The 21,414-nt window shown below is 60.2% G+C and carries 21 protein-coding genes; 15 read left to right on the top strand and 6 right to left on the bottom strand.

Annotated elements, in window-relative coordinates:
• Positions 1–30: 30 nt before the first annotated feature.
• The 6 genes from KVQ82_RS25085 to KVQ82_RS25060 all read left to right on the top strand — a co-directional run bounded on the left by KVQ82_RS25085 (position 31) and on the right by KVQ82_RS25060 (position 5,351).
• On the top strand, positions 31–1,155 hold the full coding sequence (locus tag KVQ82_RS25085; protein WP_222016424.1) for a polysaccharide deacetylase family protein: 1,125 nt from the start codon (positions 31–33) through the stop codon (positions 1,153–1,155).
• 337 nt (positions 1,156–1,492) lie between these two features.
• A complete protein-coding gene (locus KVQ82_RS25080) occupies positions 1,493–2,887 on the top strand; it encodes a PhoH family protein (RefSeq protein WP_041064814.1) in 1,395 nt (464 codons plus the stop codon).
• A 249-nt stretch (positions 2,888–3,136) separates the two neighbouring features.
• Positions 3,137–3,610, top strand: a complete 474-nt coding sequence (moaC, locus tag KVQ82_RS25075) for a cyclic pyranopterin monophosphate synthase MoaC (RefSeq protein ID WP_007972660.1) — start codon at positions 3,137–3,139, stop codon at positions 3,608–3,610.
• The gene (locus KVQ82_RS25070) at positions 3,607–3,849 is read left to right on the top strand and encodes a MoaD/ThiS family protein (RefSeq protein WP_222016422.1); all 243 of its coding nucleotides are present in this window, start codon (positions 3,607–3,609) and stop codon (positions 3,847–3,849) included. The genes moaC and KVQ82_RS25070 overlap by 4 nt, the downstream gene beginning before the upstream one ends.
• Before the next feature lie 3 nt (positions 3,850–3,852).
• Entirely contained in the window at positions 3,853–4,305 is a 453-nt protein-coding gene (gene moaE, locus KVQ82_RS25065; protein ID WP_007965204.1) for a molybdopterin synthase catalytic subunit MoaE, read from the top strand.
• Positions 4,306–4,574: 269 nt separating this feature from the next.
• A complete protein-coding gene (locus KVQ82_RS25060; RefSeq protein ID WP_222016419.1) occupies positions 4,575–5,351 on the top strand; it encodes an ABC transporter substrate-binding protein in 777 nt (258 codons plus the stop codon).
• Between the two features lie 124 nt (positions 5,352–5,475).
• On the opposite strand, the gene KVQ82_RS25055 is transcribed toward KVQ82_RS25060, so the two are convergent.
• The 5 genes from KVQ82_RS25055 to KVQ82_RS25035 form a co-directional block, all read right to left on the bottom strand.
• Positions 5,476–6,102, bottom strand: a complete 627-nt coding sequence (locus KVQ82_RS25055; RefSeq protein ID WP_047292678.1) for a transcriptional regulator — start codon at positions 6,100–6,102, stop codon at positions 5,476–5,478.
• A gap of 92 nt (positions 6,103–6,194) precedes the next feature.
• Positions 6,195–7,322 (bottom strand): FAD-binding oxidoreductase, encoded by a 1,128-nt coding sequence (locus KVQ82_RS25050; protein WP_222016418.1) that lies wholly within the window; start codon positions 7,320–7,322, stop codon positions 6,195–6,197.
• Between the two features lie 135 nt (positions 7,323–7,457).
• Positions 7,458–8,402 carry an ornithine cyclodeaminase family protein gene (locus KVQ82_RS25045; protein WP_222016416.1) on the bottom strand — a complete coding sequence of 315 codons (945 nt, stop codon included), beginning with the start codon at positions 8,400–8,402 and terminating at the stop codon, positions 7,458–7,460.
• A gap of 137 nt (positions 8,403–8,539) precedes the next feature.
• Positions 8,540–10,012, bottom strand: a complete 1,473-nt coding sequence (rhlB, locus tag KVQ82_RS25040) for an ATP-dependent RNA helicase RhlB (protein ID WP_222016412.1) — start codon at positions 10,010–10,012, stop codon at positions 8,540–8,542.
• Between the two features lie 96 nt (positions 10,013–10,108).
• The gene (locus KVQ82_RS25035; RefSeq protein ID WP_222016410.1) at positions 10,109–10,765 is read right to left on the bottom strand and encodes an alpha/beta hydrolase; all 657 of its coding nucleotides are present in this window, start codon (positions 10,763–10,765) and stop codon (positions 10,109–10,111) included.
• A 468-nt stretch (positions 10,766–11,233) separates the two neighbouring features.
• Between KVQ82_RS25035 and KVQ82_RS25030 the strand changes: the two genes are divergently transcribed.
• From KVQ82_RS25030 to KVQ82_RS25015, 4 genes are all read left to right on the top strand, one after another.
• Positions 11,234–12,265, top strand: a complete 1,032-nt coding sequence (locus KVQ82_RS25030; protein ID WP_047292688.1) for an amino acid ABC transporter substrate-binding protein — start codon at positions 11,234–11,236, stop codon at positions 12,263–12,265.
• 65 nt (positions 12,266–12,330) lie between these two features.
• Positions 12,331–13,512, top strand: coding sequence for an amino acid ABC transporter permease (locus tag KVQ82_RS25025; protein ID WP_041064783.1), 1,182 nt, complete (start codon positions 12,331–12,333; stop codon positions 13,510–13,512).
• Between the two features lie 10 nt (positions 13,513–13,522).
• The gene (locus KVQ82_RS25020) at positions 13,523–14,620 is read left to right on the top strand and encodes an amino acid ABC transporter permease (protein ID WP_095667440.1); all 1,098 of its coding nucleotides are present in this window, start codon (positions 13,523–13,525) and stop codon (positions 14,618–14,620) included.
• 13 nt (positions 14,621–14,633) lie between these two features.
• On the top strand, positions 14,634–15,398 hold the full coding sequence (locus KVQ82_RS25015; protein ID WP_003221897.1) for an amino acid ABC transporter ATP-binding protein: 765 nt from the start codon (positions 14,634–14,636) through the stop codon (positions 15,396–15,398).
• A gap of 70 nt (positions 15,399–15,468) precedes the next feature.
• On the opposite strand, the gene KVQ82_RS25010 is transcribed toward KVQ82_RS25015, so the two are convergent.
• Complete coding sequence (locus KVQ82_RS25010) at positions 15,469–17,094, bottom strand: S8 family serine peptidase (RefSeq protein ID WP_222016408.1); 1,626 nt, start codon at positions 17,092–17,094, stop codon at positions 15,469–15,471.
• Positions 17,095–17,342: 248 nt separating this feature from the next.
• Between KVQ82_RS25010 and KVQ82_RS25005 the strand changes: the two genes are divergently transcribed.
• From KVQ82_RS25005 to KVQ82_RS24985, 5 genes are all read left to right on the top strand, one after another.
• A complete protein-coding gene (locus KVQ82_RS25005) occupies positions 17,343–18,002 on the top strand; it encodes a FadR/GntR family transcriptional regulator (RefSeq protein ID WP_222016406.1) in 660 nt (219 codons plus the stop codon).
• Positions 17,992–19,278 (top strand): CynX/NimT family MFS transporter, encoded by a 1,287-nt coding sequence (locus tag KVQ82_RS25000; RefSeq protein WP_222016404.1) that lies wholly within the window; start codon positions 17,992–17,994, stop codon positions 19,276–19,278. Before KVQ82_RS25005 ends, KVQ82_RS25000 begins: the two co-directional genes overlap by 11 nt.
• Before the next feature lie 193 nt (positions 19,279–19,471).
• Positions 19,472–19,942 carry a nuclear transport factor 2 family protein gene (locus KVQ82_RS24995; protein WP_003221901.1) on the top strand — a complete coding sequence of 157 codons (471 nt, stop codon included), beginning with the start codon at positions 19,472–19,474 and terminating at the stop codon, positions 19,940–19,942.
• A 39-nt stretch (positions 19,943–19,981) separates the two neighbouring features.
• Positions 19,982–20,284 (top strand): GIY-YIG nuclease family protein, encoded by a 303-nt coding sequence (locus KVQ82_RS24990; protein ID WP_047292696.1) that lies wholly within the window; start codon positions 19,982–19,984, stop codon positions 20,282–20,284.
• A gap of 84 nt (positions 20,285–20,368) precedes the next feature.
• Entirely contained in the window at positions 20,369–21,304 is a 936-nt protein-coding gene (locus tag KVQ82_RS24985) for a glutathione S-transferase family protein (protein WP_222016402.1), read from the top strand.
• The last annotated feature ends 110 nt before the right edge of the window (positions 21,305–21,414 follow it).

The following is a 21,414-nucleotide window of genomic DNA, read 5'->3' as shown; positions in this document are numbered from 1 at the left end:
CCGCGCGGGTTTGGTTATGGAGACACCCCTTTGCGCATTGTTCTTTTATTCACAGCGTGGCTGATGAGTTGCGGGGCCATGGCGGCACCGGGCGATGTGGCGACGCTGGATCGCAGCACCTGGCCGGAGCAGCTCAGCAATCCGACGCTGTTCGACGTCGCCTCGCGCGCGGAAATCCTCATGTTCGCCCGGGGCCTGCTCGGCACCGAGGCGCTGGACGAGGCTGCGCTGGCCCAGCGTTTGGGGCTGCGCACGGTCAATGTCGACGCGATCAGCCGCCTGCGGCAGCGGCTCTGGGAGCGTCTGTTGACCAACTACAATTTCGCCCAGCAGAGCTGCGATCAGGATGCTTCGTTCTGCTTCCTCGTCGAAGACCTGCCGACCCTGCGCGAGCAGGCCGCCAAGTTCGTGGTCAGCGACGACAGTTATTACACCAAATGGGCCGAACCGAGCCGGTTGTTTCATCTGCAGTACCTGGACGAGCTGATGCGCAAGGCCGCGCTGTCGCCGCAGACCAGCAGTGAAATCGATCGTTTCGGCGACTATGAACGCAGCGGCGACGAGATGCATGACCGGCTGTTTCTGCTGAGTTTCGACAGCGCTGCAAACCTGCAGCCGGACAACACCGACTGGATCGCCGACTACCTGCGCAAAGCCAATCTCAGCGGCACGTTCTTCCTGTTGGGCAAGGACGTGCAGGCGCGACTGGCGGATCGCTCGGTGAGCAATCTGCAATCGGAGTTCTCGAAACAGTGTGTCGGCGTGCAGGGTTGGGAGTTCCGTTCCCACAGTTATTGGCAGGACTGGCAGGACTCGGTGCGCCGCAGCAGTGACCTGGTGAAGAACAAGTTGCCGGAAAACTACGTGCCGCTGTTCCGTCCGCCGGAGGGGCAGCGTCGCTCTGATGCCGGCAGTTTCTTGCGCAATCAGGGCCTGCAAGTGGCGCTGTGGGACATCGATGCCCAGGATGGTGCCGGCAAGCTGAAGGGCGCGCAGAGCGCGCAGCGAGTGCTGACCCTGATGCTGCTATGGCGTCACGGGGTGATCAATTTCAACATGAAACAGGATGCGGTGAAGACCGCGTTGCCGTGGCTGATCACGCAAACTGCGCAAAGCGGCATCGGCTTTGAAGACTGTCAGGACGGGTTTCGCTGATAAACGGAGAAAGCCCGGAAACATTGGGCTTGGGGCGATTTTTCTAGAGAATTCGATGCAGGCGGACTTCCGACTTTAGCGGGGTCTGGACGGTCCGCCAAGGGCTTTTCGTCACTCTGCAAAATAAACTTAAAAAAACCGTCAAAGTGCTTTTTTATGTCATGGGTTTTGGAGTATTACGAAGACAGACCGCCGAAACCTGCAACACAGGTGGCGTCTTCCAAGACTCCTTTTGTGTGCAGTTCATCCAGGCCCTCGCGGATGAATTCGGCAGTCACTTCGAGGCGCAGCACCGCCCAGGTATTGCGTCGAATGGCTCCCACAAAGGTGACCGAGTATGGATGATCACGGACGTAGCCCTTCTTCCAACCAGCCAATCCTTTATGTACTCGATACCAACGTATTGATTCACGATCCAAATGCCCTGCTGAATTTCGAAGAACACCACGTCGCGATCCCGATGACCGTGCTTGAGGAGCTGGACAAGCTCAAGAGCGGCCATCACAGCGTTGCTGCCGAATGCCGCCAGGCGATCCGGCTGATCGACAAGACCCTGGGCGATGCCTCCCCCGAGGACGTCGAGCTGGGTGTGCCGATCCAGCGCGGCAAGGGTGGGCCGAAAGGCTTGCTGTCAATTCTGATGAGCAAGCAGGCCGAGTCGAACCTGATTCTGCCCGAGCACCTGAACGACAACAAAATCATCAACCAGTTGATCGACCTGCACACCCGTGATCCGCAGAAGGCGGTGGTGCTGGTCACCAAAGACATCAACATGCGCCTCAAGGCACGTGCCTGCGGCATCGATGCCGAGGACTACAGCACCGACCAACTGGTCGACGACGTGTCCCTGCTGCCCAACGGCTACCACAACATGACCGGCTCCTTCTGGGACCGCGTGAGCAAGGTCGATACCCGTCAGGATCACGGCCGCACCTGGCATCAGGTGCAGTTGATCGACAACCTGCCCGCGGTGCACATCAACGAGTTCATCATTGACGAACAAGGCTTTGTCGGCTGGATCAAGGAAATCCAGGAAGACAAGCTGCTGATCCTCGACTTGCACCAGGAACCGCTGCTGCACCAGGAAGCCTGGGGCCTCAAACCACGGGACATCTATCAGAGTCTGGCGCTCTACGCGCTGCTGGATCCGGACATTCATCTGGTCAACCTGTCGGGTGCTGCCGGTTCCGGTAAAACCATTCTGGCGCTGGCCGCGGCGATCGAGCAGACCATGGTCAGCAAGCGCTATCGCCGCATCATCGCGACCCGCAGCGTGCAGGGCCTGGACCAGGAGATCGGCTTCCTGCCCGGCACCGAAGCGGAAAAAATGGAGCCTTGGCTGGGCGCCATCACCGACAACCTCGAAGCCTTGCACATGGATGATGAAAACACCCATGGCAGCGTCGATTACATCCTCAGCAAAGTGCCGTTGCAGTTCAAATCGCTCAACTACATTCGCGGTCGCAGCTTCCAGCAGAGCCTGATCCTGATCGACGAATGCCAGAACCTTACGCCGCACCAGATGAAAACCATCATCACCCGGGCCGGCGCCGGTTCCAAAGTGGTGTGCCTGGGCAACCTGGCACAGATCGACACCCCTTACCTGTCCGCGACCAGCTCCGGGCTGACCTACCTGACCGAACGCTTCAAGGATTTCCCCAATGGGGTGCACATCACCCTGCAGGGCGTGCCACGCTCGATCCTGGCCGAATACGCCGAATCGCATCTGTAACCCTTCCAACAAAACCGGGCGGCCGCAAAGCCGCCCGGTTTTTTATGCCTGAACCACAAATCCCTTGATTGATGCACCACTGATCCGATGTAGGAGCTGCCGAAGGCTGCGATCTTTTGATCCTGCTTTAAAAATCAAAGTCAAAAGATCGCAGCCTGCGGTAGCTCCTACACAAAGAGCGTCATATTCGTGGATGCGGAAATTTGACCCACAGGTTTACAATCCACGCTCCTGATCAGGAGTAATCCCGTGCTGACTCATCTCGATTCCCAAGGTCGCGCCAACATGGTCGACGTCACCGAAAAAGCCGTGACGTTCCGTGAGGCGACGGCCCAAGCGCTGGTGCGCATGCTGCCCGAAACCCTGCAGATGATCGTCAGCGGCGGCCATCCCAAGGGCGACGTGTTTGCCGTGGCGCGCATTGCCGGCATTCAGGCGGCGAAGAAAACCAGTGATCTGATCCCGCTGTGCCATCCGCTGATGCTGACCGGGGTCAAGGTTGAACTCAGCGCTGAAGGTGACGACAGCGTACGCATCGTCGCCCGCTGCAAGCTCTCCGGGCAGACCGGCGTGGAGATGGAAGCACTGACCGCTGCCAGCGTTGCCGCGCTGACCATTTACGATATGTGCAAGGCCGTGGATCGGGGCATGACCATCGAAAGCGTGCGTTTGCTGGAAAAGGTCGGCGGCAAGAGCGGGCATTTTCAGGCGGAGCAACCATGAAACTGACGGTTAAATTCTTTGCGCGTTATCGTGAAGCGCTGGGCTTGGACTCGGTCAAGGTCGAAGGCGATTTCGCCACGGTCGACGATGTCCGTGCGCTGCTCGCGCAACGCGATGGCGCCGAGGTCTTGAGCGAGCAGAACCTGATGTGCGCGCGCAACGAAGACCTGTGCCAGCTCAACGAGCCGGTGAGCGACGGCGACGAAGTGGCGTTTTTTCCCACCGTGACCGGAGGCTGACGGATGGCGATTCGTGTGCAGTCCACGGCGTTCGATCCCGGCGCTGAAGTCAACGCGATGCACGCGGCGAATGTCGGTGTCGGCGCGGTGGTGAGTTTTGTCGGCTACGTGCGCGACTTTAATGACGGACTGGATGTGGCCGGGATGTTCCTTGAACACTATCCGGGCATGACCGAAAAAGCCCTTGGCAAGATCGCCGTCGAGGCCGAGCAGCGCTGGCCGCTGCTGAAGCTGGAAGTGCTGCACCGCATCGGCGCGCTGGAGCCGGGCGAGCCGATCGTGTTTGTCGGTGCGGCCAGTGCCCATCGCCAGGCGGCGTTCGACGCCTGCGCCTTCGTCATGGACTACCTGAAAACCCGCGCGCCGTTCTGGAAAAAAGAAAACACCAGTGACGGCCCGCGCTGGGTCGAAGGGCGTGACAGTGATCATGCTGCGGCGGATCGCTGGAAGAAGTAATTTCTGCATCGCCCTCTAGTCAGTCATCGCTGGCAAGCCAGCTCCCACAGTGTTTTGTGTCATGCACATATTCATGTACACCACTGAACCCTGTGGGAGCTGGCTTGCCAGCGATGAGGCCATCCGCAACACCAAATACCTTTCTTCAGCTAATTGACGATTTGTACGTGCGAGTCCAATATGGATTTATAAGTACAAAAAAGGCATTCCTCTTTCCAGCTCTTTTCTTCTGTCTTGCCAAACCAACAACAACCCGCGAGAGAACGAACATGAAGAAACTCCCCCTCATCACCGGTCTGGCCCTGAGCCTGTTGGCGTGCACCCATTCGTTTGCTGCGGAGAAAACCCTGCGCATCGGCATTGAGGCCGCTTATCCACCGTTCGCCTCGAAAACCGACAAGGGCGAGATCGTCGGTTTCGACTACGACATCGGCAACGCCCTGTGCGCGCAGATGAAGGTCAAGTGTGTGTGGGTCGAGGGTGAGTTCGATGGCCTGATCCCTTCGCTGAAAGTGAAGAAAATCGACATGGCGCTGTCGTCGATGACCATCAACGAAGACCGCAAGAAGTCGGTGGATTTCACCCACAAGTACTACTTCACTTCGTCGCGGCTGGTGATGAAGGAAGGCGCCACGGTCGATGACCAATACGCCAGCCTCAAGGGCAAGACCGTCGGCGTGCAGCGCGCGACCACCACCGACCGTTATGCCACCGAGGTGTTCGAGCCCAGGGGCATCATCGTCAAGCGCTACGGCAACAACGAAGAAATCTACATGGACCTGGCGGCCGGGCGGCTCGATGCGATTTTTGCCGACACCATTCCGCTGACCGACTTCCTGTCGATGCCACGCGGCAAGGGTTACGCGTTTGTCGGGCCGGAACTGAAGGATCCGAAGTACGTGGGCGAAGGCGCGGGGATTGCGGTGCGCAAGGGCAATACTGAACTGGTCAGCGAGTTGAATACGGCCATCGACGGAATTCGTGCCAGCGGCGAATATCAGAAGCTTTCCGAGAAATATTTCAAGTCCGATATCTACGGCGACTGATCTACCGCTTTCGCTGGCAAGCCAGCTCCCACAGTGACCGAGTCGTGCACGGATTCTGTGTACACCAAAAATACTGTGGGAGCTGGCTTGCCAGCGATGGGGCCGGAAATGCCAATGCAGATCTTCAGCCCTTCAATTCCTTCAAATGCTTGTACACCGTCGCCCGCCCCATGTTCAGCACATTGGCCACATAGTTCGAGGCGCTCTTGCCCTTGAACGCGCCTTCGGCGTGCAGCGCCAGAACCAGTTCGCGCTTGTGATCGCGGGTCAGCAGATTCAGGCTCAGCTGGCGCTCGCGCAGCCAGGCGTGGAGGAAGGTGTTGATGCGTTCCTGCCAGTCATCGCGAAACAGTGAATCCGGCTGCGGGATCAGTTTGCTCGGCGACAGGAACAGGTCCAGCGCAGCCTTGGCATTCTCGAACAACGAAATATTCAGGTTGATGCACAGCACCGCCAGTGGCCGCTCTTCGCTGTCGCGCAGCACGGTGCTCAGGCTGCGTATCTTCTGGCCGTCCCAATTGAGCTTTTCGTACGGACCGATGTTGCGCTCACTGACCTCCTCGCTGAGCATGTCTTCAAGCGATGAATCGTCGCCGATCTCGCGTTTGGACAAGTTGTTGGCGATGTAGTCGACCTTCTGCGTGCGCAAGTCGTGCAGCACCACTTCGGCGTGGGGAAAGAACAGCGTGGCGATGGCGTCGGCGATGGCGCGGAAATTATCCAGTGCCGGATCGAATTCGGGGGCGGTCATGTTTGTGGAGCTCCAGGCGGCGTCAACGCCCCCGTGCACGGGGGCGCTGCGAGTGTGCCGCAATCCGTTGGGCGCGTCATCCGCCAAGGGGTTCAGCCGAGCCTTGCGAGGGAGAGCATGGCGCTGCTCAGGCCGAACTGCTGCAGATGTTCAGGCAAGGCTTCACCGCGTACCAATGCCGCACTGGCCTGGCCCATGGCCGGTGAGGTCTGAATACCGTAACCGCCTTGGGCCGCGACCCAGAACAGCCCGGGCACCTGCGGATCGAAACCGCTGAGCAGATCACCGTCGGCGACAAAGCTGCGCAAACCGGCCCAGGTGCGGGTCGGACGGCGGATGGTCAGGGTCGTGGCTTCTTCGATCTGGTAGATGCCCATGGCGATGTCCAGCTCTTCCGGCTGCACGTCGTGGGGTTCGACCGGGTCGGCGTTGGCCGGCGAGCCGAGGAACATCCCGGCGTCGGGCTTCATATAGAACGACTCATCGAGGCTGACCAGCATCGGCCAGTGATGAATGTCCATGCCCTCGGGACCGGCGAAAATGAACGCCGCGCGGCGCTTGGGTTGCAGGCCCAGCGCTTGGGCACCGGCCAGTGCGCCGATCTGGTCGGCCCAGGCGCCGGCGGCGTTGATGATGACCGGCGCGCTGAAAGTCTGACCGTTGGTCTGCACTTGCCACTGGCCGTCAGTGTCACGACGCAGGCCCAGCACTTCGCAATCGGTGTGCACTTGGCCGTTGTTGCGGCGGATACCGCGCAGGTAGCCCTGATGCAGGGCGTCGGTGTCGATGTCGCTGGCGGTCGGGTCGTAGATCGCGCCGTGGACTTTTTCCCGACGCAGTATTGGCAGGCGAGCGCAGGCTTCATCGGCGCTGAGCAGTTGCATTTCCGGCACCGTGGCTTTGGCACTGAGGTACTGGTTGTTCAGCTCGGCGGCATCACCGGTGAAATCCACGGTCATTTCGCCGCGTGGCGTGAGCAATGGGTGCTCGCAAAAGCCGCTCGGCGGATGGTCGAAGAACGCACGGCTGGCCAGTGTCAACGCCCGCACCTGCGGCGTGCCGTAGGCGGCGGTATAGAGCGCCGCGGAACGTCCGGTGGAGTGATAGGCCGGGTGTGATTCGCGTTCGAGCACGATCACTCTGGCGTGGCGCGACAGCCAGAAACCGGTGGAAGCGCCGGCAATCCCGCCGCCGATGATGATGAAATCTGCCTGGCTCATGAAATCTCCCAATTTATCTGGAATCCTGTAGGAGCTGACGAGTGAAACGAGGCTGCGATCTTTTGATCTTGTCTTCTGAAAATCAAAAGATCGCAGCCTCGTTTCACTCGTCAGCTCCTACAAGGGATCGAGGTGTCAGTGCTTGAGGTGATAAATCGCATTGGCCAGCGCAATGTCTTCCAGGCCCAGGCCTATTGAACGGAAAAATACGTGACGGTCGTAACCGGGACGCGGCACTTTCTCGCTGAGCAGATCGGCCAGGTCGCCGATGATCAAATCCTTGTTCCAGCCATGCTGATCGGCGGCGATCAGCATTTCACCCGCCGAGCCCGGCGTGGTCAGCCGATAGTCACAGAACACCTGCATGTCGCCCAAGCTCTGTGGGGGCACCTCATGGGCGCGCGGAGCGTTGGTGCTGATGGAGGTGATCAGTGCTGGTTTGCTCAAGCTGGCCGGGTCGATCACCGGGCCGGCGGACGAGGTGCAGAGCATGATCACGTCGGCCTCGGCGAGGGCGGTTGTGCGGCTGTCGGCAATGGTCACCCCCGGGTAGATCTCTTTCAGCAGCGCCCGGGTTTCAGCGTCTTCAGACAGGCTCGGTGAGTACACGCTGATGCGCTGCCAATCGCGCAGCCCTTTCACGTAATGCAGATGCGCTTGGGCAACCTTGCCGCTGCCGATGATCGCCAGTCGCGAGGCGTCCAGCGGGGCGAGGGCATCGACCGCCACCGCAGTGGTCGCGGCGGTACGGGCGGTGGTCAGTTCGCCGGCGTCGCACAGCAGCAGTGGCTGGCCGGTTTGCATCGACATCAACAGCGTCCACGCCGTCACCAGCGGCCCTTGTTCGCGGACGATGTACGGCGAGGTCTTGACCCCGTACACACCGTCCTCGGCCAACACCCCCAGGTAGTTGATGAAGTCGCCGGCGCCCTGCGGAAACTCCACCAACTGCTGCGCCGGTTGCACGGCGTGGCCGGCGGCGAGGTCGCGGAACAGTTTGCGCAGGATTTGCGGTACGTCGATGCGCGCCAGCAGCTCGCGGGCCTGGGTGTGGTCGATCACGTAGGGTGTACTGGTCATGTCAGGCTCCACGCTCTGGATATAAACTAATTTGTCCATTATGGACTTTTAGTTGTCTACCGCAAGCGCCTGTTGAAAACGCCGGGCAAAAAAAAGCGCAGTCCGTTGCCGGCTGCGCTTTTTGCGTTACAAGTTGCTTACTGCGGCTGCGGACGCTTGCGTTCGACTGCGCGCAGCAGGTGCGTCGGCGGTGTTTCGCAACTGATCTTGCGGCCGAGCTTCTCTTCGATGGACGGCAACTGGTACGAGTCGTCCTCACCGGCGAAGCTGATCGACACGCCATCGGCGCCCGCGCGACCGGTACGGCCGATGCGGTGCACGTAATCGTCCGGGACTTCCGGGAGGGTGAAGTTGATCACGTGGCTGATGCCGTCGATGTGGATGCCGCGACCGGCGACATCGGTGGCCACCAGCACGCGGATCTTGCCTTCGCGGAAGCCTTCGAGGGTCTTGATGCGCTTGTGCTGTGGTACGTCGCCGGACAGTTGCGCAGCGTTGATGCCGTCACGCACCAGACGCTCTTCGATGCGACGCACTTCGTCCTTGCGGTTGGCGAAGACGATCACGCGTTCCCAGCCGTTGTCGTTGACCAGGTTGAACAGCAATTTGTACTTGTCCGCACCGGCTACCGCGTAGATGTGCTGCTCGACGTTTTCGTTGGCCACGTTGGTGACTTCGATTTCGACGATTGCCGGATCGGTGGTCCATTGCTTGGCCAGGTTCATCACGTCTTCGGTGAAGGTCGCGGAGAACAGCAGGGTCTGACGCTCGGACTTCGGCGGGGTCTGGCGAATGATCTGCCGCACTTGCGGGATGAAGCCCATGTCGAGCATGCGGTCGGCTTCGTCCAGCACCATCACTTCGACCATGTCCAGGTGCACGTCGCCGCGCTGGTTGAAGTCGAGCAGACGGCCCGGGGTGGCGACGAGAATGTCGCAGTGGCGCGCTTCGAGGTGCTTGAGCTGTTTGTCGAAGTCCATGCCGCCAACGAACGTCATGACGTTGAGGCCGGTGTACTTGGTCAGGTCGGCAGCATCCTTGGCGATCTGCACCACCAGCTCACGGGTCGGCGCGATGATCAGTGCACGGGGTTCGCCCATGTAGCGTTCTTTCGGCGGCGGGGTCTGCAACAGCTGGGTGATGATCGAGATCAGGAACGCGGCGGTCTTGCCGGTACCGGTCTGCGCGCGACCGATGGCGTCTTTGCCGGCGAGGGTGAAACCCAGCACCTGCGCCTGAATCGGTGTGCAGTATGGAAAGCCCAGGTCCTGAATGGCGTGCATCAGTTCCGGAGCGAGTTTGAAATCGTGGAAGCGGGTTTTGCCTTCCTGGGGTTCGACGACGAAATCTTCGAGTTTCCAGGGAATGACCGGTGCCTTGGGCTTCGGTTCGCGGCGCGGCCGAGGCGGCTTCGGTGCTTCGGCGCGGACAGATTCGGTGGCGATGGCAGGCTGCGGCTCGGGCTGGGGTGTCGTTACCGGTGCCGGACGTTCGGCTTTGGGCGCATCGCTGCGAGGGCCGGGGGCGCGTGAGGGCGCACTGGGGGCTGGCGCGAGCTGCTCAGCCTCGCTTTTGCCGAACATTTTCTTGAGTGCTTTGAGCACGGTCATCTCATCAATTGGTTAAGGAATGTACGCCGGCCAGTGTAATGCAAGAAGCGGGCTCGGCGTAGTGGGATGATCAAAGGGACGTTCGAACTGAAACGATCAACGCAGGTGTTCACCCAGCCAGACCCCGATGTCGCGAATTTCTTCGGGTAACACTTCATGCTCCATTGGGTATTCCTGCCATGTCACGGTGACACCATGCTTCACCAAATGCTCATAGGCACTTCGCCCCATCGAGTTCTGCACCACGCCATCGAACTGGCCGTGCAGGCACAGTGCAGGAATACGCTGCTGACTGGCTGAAAGCTCCAATTCATCGGTGAAGGTCGGGGCATAGGTGGACAGGGCAAGTACGCCACCCAACGGGCCTTGCCATTTTATATAAGCAGTGTGCAGAACGACGGCGCCGCCCTGGGAAAACCCGGCGAGAAAAATCCGCGAGGCGTCTATTCCGCTGGCGCGCTCCTTTTCGATCAATTCGATGATGCGACCCGCCGACACTTCCAATTGGTCACGGTCAATCGACCGCGCCGGGCTCATGGCCTTTATGTCGTACCAGCTCGGCATCGCGTAACCGCCGTTGATGGTGACGGGCAGGGTTGGCGCTTGCGGTAATACGAAGCGCGTACTCAGCAGGCTTTCCTGCAGCGCTTCAGCCACTGGCAGGAAGTCATAGCGGTCCGCGCCGAGGCCGTGCAGCCAGATTACGCAGGCGTCTGCGGGCTTTTCGGGTTGAAGAATCAGGGGCTCGGTCATGGCTGCTCCAAAAATGTGCGGGCGCTCTCAATAAGTGCGTGATTTGCGTGCGCGCCCGGTCGATCCGTTAAGAAGATGTCGCAAGGCTACAAGTTTTGCTATTGACCTGTCGCGCAACCGCTTCAGCAAGCGGTGTGGTACGGGCTTTGCTATGGAGGATTCTGTATGAAGCGTCCTACGCCTTGCGGTAACACTATCAGTGTACGTCGTGCGAAGGGATTGCAAAGAATCCGGTGATGGATGTTCGCCAATGGCCGCTACGGGCAACGCGAACGTGAAAGGGCTACAGCCCGTTCGGCCGACTGGTGAGAAGTGAGTTGTCCATGATGTGGATTTTCTCCTACTAGACTCATAGCGAAGGTCTTACGTCGGTTGACCCCAAAAAAAGCCAACACGGGTCAACAACGCCTCAAAAGGGTGCGACTGGACTCAAGCTCCGACACAACAAGAGCAAAACTGGAGGTTTGAATGAAGATGTTGAAATCCACTCTGGCGGTCGTGACTGCTGCAGCAGTACTCGGCGTCAGCGGGTTCGCTCAGGCGGGTGCAACCCTGGATGCCGTGCAGAAGAAAGGTTTCGTGCAATGTGGCGTGAGCGACGGTCTGCCGGGTTTCTCGGTGCCGGACGCCTCGGGCAAGATTCTCGGGATCGACGCTGACGTTTGCCGCGCTGTGGCCGCTGCCGTATTCGGCGACGCCAACAAGGTCAAGTTCAGCCAGTTGAACGCCAAGGAGCGCTTCACCGCGCTGCAGTCCGGCGAAATCGACCTGCTCTCGCGCAACACCACCATGACCAGCTCGCGTGACGCCGGCATGGGCCTGAAATTCCCGGGCTTCATCACTTACTACGACGGCGTGGGCTTCCTGGCCAACAACAAGCTGGGCGTGAAAAGTGCCAAGGAACTGGACGGTGCAACCATCTGCATCCAGGCCGGTACCACCACCGAACTGAACGTCTCCGACTACTTCCGCGCCAACGGCCTGAAGTACACCCCGATCACCTTCGACACCTCCGATGAAAGCGCCAAGTCGCTGGAGTCCGGGCGTTGCGACGTGCTGACCTCCGACAAGTCGCAGCTGTACGCACAGCGCAGCAAACTGGCCTCGCCGAAAGACTACGTGGTGCTGCCGGAAACCATCTCCAAAGAACCACTGGGCCCGGTCGTGCGTAATGGCGACGACGAGTGGCTGGCGATCGTTCGCTGGGTTGGCTACGCGCTGCTGAACGCCGAAGAAGCCGGCGTGACCTCGAAAAACGTGCTGGAAGAAGCCAAATCCACCAAGAACCCGGACGTTGCTCGCCTGCTGGGTGCTGACGGTGAATACGGCAAGGACCTGAAACTGCCGAAGGACTGGGTTGTGAAAATCGTTTCGCAGGTCGGTAACTACGGTGAAATCTTCGAGAAAAACCTCGGCAAGAGTACTCCGCTGGAAATCGACCGTGGCCTGAACGCGCTGTGGACCAACGGCGGCATTCAGTACGCACCACCAGTGCGCTAATGGTTCTATCACCCGGCGGGCCAACCGCCGGGTGATGTTCTGTTCCATTTTTTCCGGGGCACTTCATGCAAAATTCAATCGGCGCACCAAAGCAGAGGTTCAGCCTCAGCGATCCGCGAGTGCGTGCGTGGCTGTTTCAGATCATCACCGTCGTGGCGGTGGTCGCCATGGGCTGGTATCTGTTCGACAACACCCAGACCAACCTGCAGCACCGGGGCATCACCTCCGGTTTCGATTTTCTCGAGCGCAGTGCCGGGTTCGGCATCGCTCAGCACCTGATTTCCTACACCGAAGCGGACAGTTACGCGCGGGTGTTCGTGATCGGCTTGCTCAACACCCTGTTGGTGACCTTCATCGGTGTGATCCTGGCGACCCTGCTGGGCTTCATCATCGGTGTGGCGCGGCTGTCGCCGAACTGGATCATCAGCAAACTGGCGACCGTGTATGTGGAAGTGTTCCGCAACATTCCGCCGCTGCTGCAGATCCTGTTCTGGTACTTCGCGGTGTTCCTGACCATGCCGGGACCGCGCAACAGCCACAACTTCGGTGACACCTTCTTTGTCAGCAGCCGGGGCCTGAACATGCCGGCCGCGCAAATGGCTGACGGCTTCTGGGCATTCTTCATCAGCGTGGTGCTGGCCATCGTCGCCATCGTGCTGATGTGCCGCTGGGCCAACAAGCGATTCGAAGACACTGGCGAACCATTCCACAAGTTCTGGACCGGCCTGGCAATCCTGCTGGTGATTCCGACCTTGTGCGCGCTGATCTTCGGCGCCCCGCTGCATTGGGAAATGCCGCAACTCAAGGGCTTCAACTTCGTTGGTGGCTGGGTGCTGATCCCGGAACTGCTGGCGTTGACCCTGGCGTTGACCGTGTACACCGCAGCATTCATCGCGGAAATCGTCCGTTCCGGGATCAAGTCGGTCAGCCATGGCCAGACCGAAGCGGCGCGTTCGCTCGGCCTGCGCAACGGCCCGACCCTGCGCAAGGTGATCATTCCGCAAGCCCTGCGGGTCATCATTCCGCCGCTGACCAGCCAATACCTGAACCTGGCGAAGAACTCGTCGCTGGCCGCCGGTATCGGTTATCCGGAAATGGTTTCGCTATTCGCTGGTACCGTGCTCAACCAGACCGGCCAGGCCATCGAAGTCATTGCCATCACCATGAGCGTGTACCTGGCGATCAGTATCAGCATTTCCCTGCTGATGAACTGGTACAACAAGCGCATTGCGCTGATCGAGCGGTGAGGAAACGCGCATGACAACCCATACTTTCAAACCCGACATGCCACCGCCGGCCAAGGTTTTCGGCCCGATGGCATGGATACGCGCCAACATGTTCTCCAGCTGGCTCAACACCCTGCTGACCCTGTTTGCGTTTTACCTGATTTATCTCGTCGTGCCGCCGATCCTCAGCTGGGCGATCCTCGACGCCAACTGGGTCGGCACCACCCGCGCCGACTGCACCAAGGACGGCGCCTGCTGGGTGTTCATTCAGCAGCGTTTCGGCCAGTTCATGTACGGCTACTACCCGGTGGAACTGCGCTGGCGTGTAGACCTGACCGTGTGGCTGGCAGTGCTCGGCGTGGCGCCTCTGTTCATCTCGCGCTTCCCGCGTAAAGCGGTGTACGGCCTGAGCTTCCTGGTGATCTACCCGATCGTCGCCTGGTGCCTGCTGCATGGCGGCGTGTTCGGCCTCGACACTGTGGCGACCAGTCAGTGGGGCGGTCTGATGCTGACCCTGGTGATCGCCACCGTAGGTATCGCCGGCGCCTTGCCGCTGGGGATCATTCTGGCACTGGGCCGGCGCTCGAACATGCCGGCGATTCGCGTGGTCTGCGTGACGTTCATCGAGTTCTGGCGCGGCGTGCCGTTGATCACGGTGCTGTTCATGTCCTCGGTGATGCTGCCGCTGTTCCTGCCCGAAGGCATGAACTTCGACAAGCTGCTGCGGGCGCTGATCGGGGTGATTCTGTTCCAGTCGGCCTACGTCGCCGAGGTGGTGCGCGGCGGTCTGCAAGCGATCCCCAAAGGGCAGTACGAAGCGGCTGCGGCGATGGGCCTCGGTTACTGGCGCGCCATGGGTCTGGTGATTCTGCCGCAAGCCCTGAAGCTGGTGATCCCGGGCATCGTCAACACCTTCATTGCGCTGTTCAAAGACACTAGCCTTGTGATCATCATCGGCCTGTTCGACCTGCTCAACAGCGTCAAGCAAGCCGCTGCCGATCCGAAATGGCTGGGCATGGCCACCGAAGGCTACGTGTTCGCCGCCCTGGTGTTCTGGATTTTCTGTTTTGGTATGTCGCGCTATTCCATGCATCTGGAACGCAAGCTCGACACTGGCCACAAGCGTTAGGAGTTCTCTGTAAATGAGCGAAGCAATCAAAAAGCCTGTGGGCCCTGAAGGCATTATCCAGATGCAGGGCGTGAACAAGTGGTACGGCCAGTTCCACGTGCTGAAAGACATCAACCTCAACGTCAAACAGGGCGAGCGTATTGTTCTGTGCGGCCCGTCGGGTTCCGGCAAATCGACCACCATCCGCTGCCTCAATCGCCTGGAAGAACACCAGCAGGGCCGCATCGTGGTTGATGGCGTGGAGCTGACCAACGACCTCAAGCAGATCGAAGCGATCCGCCGCGAAGTCGGCATGGTGTTCCAGCACTTCAACCTGTTCCCGCACCTGACCATCCTGCAGAACTGCACGCTGGCGCCGATGTGGGTGCGCAAGATGCCCAAGCGCAAGGCCGAAGAAATCGCCATGCATTACCTGGAGCGCGTACGCATTCCGGAGCAGGCGCATAAATTCCCGGGGCAGTTGTCCGGCGGTCAGCAACAGCGTGTGGCGATTGCCCGCGCGCTGTGCATGAAACCGAAAATCATGCTGTTCGACGAACCGACCTCGGCACTCGACCCGGAGATGGTGAAAGAGGTGCTCGACACCATGATCGGCCTCGCCGAAGACGGCATGACCATGCTCTGCGTGACCCACGAAATGGGCTTCGCCCGCACCGTGGCCAACCGGGTGATCTTCATGGACAAGGGTGAAATCGTCGAACAGGCGGCGCCGAACGACTTCTTCGACAACCCGCAAAATGACCGCACCAAGCTGTTCCTGAGCCAGATCCTGCATTGATCGCTTGAGACGTTCGCCCGACAAAAAAGCCCTGCCGGTATGCCGACAGGGCTTTTTTCATGGAGAAGAATCAACCCGCATTTGTTTTGAGCTCAAGTGCCAACTGCACGGCACGCAGCGCATTGAGTCGACCGTGCCCGTAGTAGTGACTGTGGCCGTTTTTGTCGTACTGGCCGAGCGGCCCGTCATCGGGGTGGCCGATCTTGTCGCAACAATCGGCAAGAATCTGCCGTACCGCAGTGCGATCAAGCTCAGGGTTGACGCCGAGCACCAGTGCAGCGATGCCCGCAGCGCCAGGGCAGGCGCTGGAGGTACCGCTGAAGGCCTCGGTATAGGCCGGCAATGTGGCTGCGACAAACTTTGCGCTCAAATCGGTGGTGCGGATACCCCGGGTCTGCGGGATCGAGGTTGCAGGCTTGAACTTCGGATCCGGGTGTTGTTGATCTCCGCTGGGAAAGCAGCACCAGACGGACTTGCCATAATCACTGTAGGCACTGCGCCGGTTCTGATCGTTGCAGGCCCCTACCGCAATGACCTCAGGGTGGCTGGCGTAGCCATCGTTATCGGCGCATTCGTTACCGTTTCCCGCGCCAAAAAAGATCACACAGCCTTTGCCATTGCGGCCCTTGGTGGCGGCATATTCGATTGCCAGCCGTGTACTGGCAGCCAAAGGAAACACTTGCGTGTGACGCGGGTCCGCCGGGTCTGCCCAATGACCTTCAGCCGGCCCCCAACTGCAGGAAATGACGTCCGCTCCCTGATCGGCAGCCCAGAAAAAGGCGTCGGCCTCCGCGCGTGCTCCCAAGGGTTTGGTGAGCTTCAACGGCATCAGGCTGGCCTTGGGGGCGACACCGCTGGCGCCGTCCTGTCCATTGGCGCAAGCCACTCCGGCAGCGGCCGTACCGTGGCGCTCCAGGGCGTTCAGTGGGCGCGGGCCCCCTTTGGCGTTACGTCGGTCAAAGTTCTTTGCGCCGACCACTTTGCCTTCTCCGGAAAATTCGGGATGGTCAATATCAAACGCGTTATCGATGACGGCGATCACGATGCCTTCGCCCTGCGCGAGCTCATGTGCGTCTTCGACGTTGGCGCTGGCATCGATTTCAACCTGATAGGTCACGGTGGTTTTCTTCAGGTGCCACTGATTGGCATGGATCGCTCGGCGTTGACCCTGTCGCAGCAATTCCGGATGGCAGTACTCGACCTCGTCGCGCTCCAGCCATTTACCGGTGAGGGTGCAGATATCGATGCCATGAGTGCCAGGGTGATGGACAAAGAAAGCATTGGTTGCATAAGGCACCTGTTGTTTGATCATCAGCCCCAGCTCTTCAAGTATGACCATGCACTCAGTGGCTTTCAGCGAATCGACGAACTTCAAAAAGACATTTTCGGTATAGAGCACCGGCTCCTGAGTGACGGGTTCCACCAGCACACTGCCGGCGAAGCGCACGTCGGGCAATTCGCGTAACAGCGCCTTGCGGTGCGATGTGTCCGAGTGTTCAGGCAGTTTGAAAACCTGCACATCAGCGTCCTCGATATGCATCAAAAGCTCACAGCCCTCCAGCGCGGTGTGAGCGGACTCACAGCAAAGCGTTTGAGCCAACGGCGTTCCTGCGTGGCTGCGGACCGCCAGCAATTGGCGATTTTTCTGCAGAACAAAAGGGCGGTCGTGCTGCTTGCCGAAATTGACTTCTACCATGAGCGTTGCATCTTCCTTTGGATAATGACGGGGCAAAACGCCCCTGGATCAATGTCCAGAGTCTGCAGTCCGGCGTCTGCAAGTGATGTCGGCACTATTCCCGCGAAGTGTGGGAAATCACTTTTCCAGTCAGTGGCTTTTACAGCTTGCCAAGTAGGATTGATGTCTCGGTTGGGGTTGTGCGCGGTACCTGAGCTGACTACCATGTCAGAAAATTCATCCTATGATTGGATGAAAGGGCGAATTTCATGACAGACACCTCACCTTTGATCAAGCGATCCCTGGTCGATCAGGCCCTGGATCAGTTGCGTCAGCGCATCACCGATGGCGTGTGGCAGGTCGGCGAACGACTGCCGACCGAGCCTGAGCTGTGCACCGAGCTGGGCATCAGCCGCAACACCGTGCGTGAAGCCATGCGCGTGTTGGCGTTTTCCGGGTTGATCGAAATCCGGCAGGGCGATGGCAGTTATTTGCGCGCAGTGGTCGATCCGATGGACACGCTCAAGGCGTTGTCCCGCTGCTCGCTGGAGCAGGCGCGCGAAACCCGGCACATCCTCGAAGTCGAGGCGATTGGCTTGGCCGCGTTGCGTCGCACCGATGAAGATCTCGCCGCATTGCGCGCAGCGCTCGGCACCAGCGGCAGCCACTACCACGGCGATCTCGACACTTACATTGCCTGCGATCTGGTGTTCCACCGCCGTCTGGTGGACGCCGCGCACAACCCGACCCTCAGCGAGTTGTATCGCTATTTCTCCAGCATCGTCGGCGCGCAATTGCGCCAGACGCTGAACATCGTCCCGCGCCGTCAGGAAGTGTTCGACCTGCATATCGAGTTGCTCGATGCGGTCGAACAACGCGACCCGGAACGGGCCAAAGCCATATCGAGGCAGTTGATCAATGAACCTTGAAAGCGAGAAAAACTTTTCAATCCCCAAGCGCACGGCGGAGCTCGAAGAGCTGCTGATCGACGCCGAGGCCGACGACGATCACGTGCAGCAAAGCCATCCGCTGGTGCGCCGGCCGTGGCTGTTGCTGCTGGGGCTGATTCTGGTGGCGCTGAACCTGCGCCCGGCGCTGTCGAGCATGGCGCCGTTGCTCAGCGAAGTGTCGAAAAGCCTTGGCCTGTCTGCGGCGCAGGCCGGTTTGCTGACCACGTTGCCGGTGTTGTGCCTGGGACTGTTCGCGCCGCTGGCGCCGATTCTGGCGCGGCGTTTCGGCGCCGAACGGGTGGTGCTGGGGATTCTGCTGACCCTGGCCGCCGGAATCATTGTGCGCAGCAACTTCGGTGAGATCGGGCTGTTCGCCGGCAGTGTGCTTGGTGGCGCGAGCATCGGCATCATCGGTGTATTGCTGCCGGGCATTGTCAAACGCGACTTCACCAAACACGCCGGAACCATGACCGGCGTCTACACCATGGCCCTGTGCCTGGGCGCGGCAATGGCAGCGGGTTCCACCGTGCCATTGAGCGAACACTTCGACCACAGCTGGGCGCTGGGCCTGGGTTTCTGGGTGATCCCGGCGCTGGTGGCAGCGCTGTTCTGGCTGCCGCAAGTCGGGCAGAAACACGGCGCACACCACGTCGCCTATCGGGTGCGTGGGCTGCTGCGCGATCCGCTGGCCTGGCAAGTGACGTTGTACATGGGCCTGCAATCCTCGCTGGCGTACATCGTGTTCGGCTGGTTGCCGTCGATCCTGATCGGCCGCGGCCTGACCCCGACCCAGGCCGGCCTGGTGCTGTCCGGCTCGGTGATCATTCAGCTCGCCAGCTCCCTCGCGGCGCCGTGGCTGGCGACCCGGGGCAAGGATCAGCGCCTGGCGATCGTGGTGGTGATGGCGCTGACCCTCGGCGGTCTGTTCGGTTGCCTGTATGCACCGATTGAAGGGCTCTGGGGCTGGGCGATTCTGTTGGGGCTGGGGCAGGGCGGTACGTTCAGTCTGGCGCTGACCCTGATCGTGCTGCGCTCGCGGGATTCGCACGTGGCGGCGAACCTGTCGAGCATGTCCCAGGGCTTCGGCTACACCCTGGCGTCGATGGGACCGTTCGCGGTCGGCGTGGTGCATGACTGGACTGGCGGCTGGAATGCCGTGGGCTGGATCTTCGGCATCATTGGCACCGGTGCGATCATTGCCGGGCTGGGTGCGGGCCGGGCGCTGTACGTGCAAGTGCAAAGCGAGAAAATCTGACACCTGTAGGAGCTGCGGCACGCTGCGATCTTTTGATGTTGATCTTGACGGTCTTGAAGATCAAAAGATCGCAGCGTGCCGCAGCTCCTACAGGATTTGTGTGCTCCGGGTATTCGGTGCACGAATGCCGATAGTGTTTCTGCGATTTGCAGCTTATCGTGCTGGCAATCTGTCCATTCCCCGGAGTTTGCCCATGAGCGAAGCCCACGCCGCCCTGATCACCCGCTTCTACCAAGCCTTCCAGCGCCTCGACGCCGAGGCCATGGCCGCGTGCTATACCGACGATGTGGTGTTCAGCGATCCGGCCTTCGGTGAACTGCGCGGGCGTGATGCCGGCGACATGTGGCGCATGCTCACCACTCGCGCCAAGGACTTTTCCTTGACCTTCGACAATGTCCGCGCCGACGAGCGCAGCGGTGGCGCGCATTGGGTGGCGACGTATCTGTTCAGCCAGACCGGCAACGTGGTGATCAACGATATTCAGGCGCGCTTCGTCTTTCGTGACGGCAAGATCTGCGAGCACCACGACCATTTCGACCTGTGGCGCTGGTCGCGTCAGGCGTTGGGTTTCAAGGGCTTGCTGCTGGGCTGGACACCGCTGGTACGCAACGCCGTCCGGGCGCAGGCGCTGAAAGGGCTGAAGGCATTTCAGGCCGGTCGCTGATAAGATCGCGGCCTGTTTCCTACACGTCCAGATCCCGAAGTGACCAGCCTCAGCGAAAAACCGGTTGATGTTGTCGAACCCGTGAGCAAGTCCTGGTTCGTCTACCTCGTGCGCGCGGCCAATGGCTCACTGTACTGCGGGATCAGCGACGATCCGGTGCGCCGCTTTGCCAAGCATCAGAGCGGCAAGGGTGCGCGGTTCTTCCTGTCCAGCCCGGCGATGGCGCTGGTCTACACCGAACGTTGCCGCGACAAGAGCGATGCGTTGCGTCAGGAACGCTTGATCAAGAAGCTGCGCAAGAGCGCCAAGGAATGTCTGGTCGCGTCTTATCAATCTGACTGATCGGTTCCCATCAGCCAGATCTGTAGGCTGCTAATCAAATGCACGCTAAGCTGCCAATTCACTTTCTGTGCGGCGGAGCCGAGCATGTCCGAGTTGATTCTGCATCATTACCCGACCTCTCCATTTGCCGAAAAGGCTCGCCTCCTGTTGGGCTTCAAAGGCTTGTCCTGGCGCTCGGTGCACATTTCGCCGGTGATGCCCAAGCCGGATCTGACCGCGCTGACTGGCGGCTACCGCAAGACTCCTGTGTTGCAGATCGGCGCGGACATCTATTGCGACACCTCGTTGATCGCCCGTCGTCTGGAGCAGGAAAAAGCCCTGCCAGCGTTTTTCCCGGAAGGCCAGGAAATGACCAGCGCCAGCTTTGCCGCGTGGGCCGATTCGGTGGTGTTCCAGCATGCGGTCAGTCTGGTGTTCCAGCCAGAATCGGTGGCGGTGCGTTTCGGCAAGTTGCCGCCGGAAGCGATCAAGGCGTTTATCGCTGACCGTGCCGGTCTGTTCAGTGGTGGCAGCGCCACGCGGTTGCCGGCCGAACAGGCCAAACACCAATGGCCAACGATCATGGCGCGCCTGGAGCAGCAGTTGCAGCGCGAGCAGGGCGACTTTCTGTTCGGTGAGCCATCGATTGCCGACTTCGCCTTGGCGCATCCGCTGTGGTTCCTCAAGGCGACGCACGTCACTGCGCCGTTGGTCGATGAATATCCGGCCGTAACGGCCTGGCTTGGGCGTGTGCTGGGCTTTGGCCATGGCGCCGCGAGCGAAATGACCGCCGAAGCGGCGCTGGAAGTGGCGCGCACCTCGACGCCGGCGGCGCTGCCGGATGAGCGATTTGTCGATCCGAACGGGTTCAAGGCCGGGCAGCAGGTGGCGATTGCTGCGGTCGATTACGGGGTTGACCCGGTGGTGGGGGAGTTGCTGTTTGCTGGCCGCGAAGAGCTGATCCTGCGCCGCGAAGACCCGCGTGGTGGCGTGGTGCACGTGCACTTCCCGCGCTTTGGTTTCCGCATCGAAGCCCGCTGATCAGCAAGCGGCCTTTGCTTGGGGGGCAATTGTGGTGAGGGGATTTATCCCCGATGGGGCGCGAAGCGCCCCCAAAAAACTGCACGCCCTACCAGGCAGATTTTGCGACG

The sequence above is a fragment of the Pseudomonas sp. AO-1 genome (assembly GCF_019775695.1).
Classification (GTDB): domain Bacteria; phylum Pseudomonadota; class Gammaproteobacteria; order Pseudomonadales; family Pseudomonadaceae; genus Aquipseudomonas; species Aquipseudomonas parakoreensis.
Note: the sequence above shows the minus strand (reverse complement) of the source record. Positions and strands in the feature narration are given on the sequence as shown.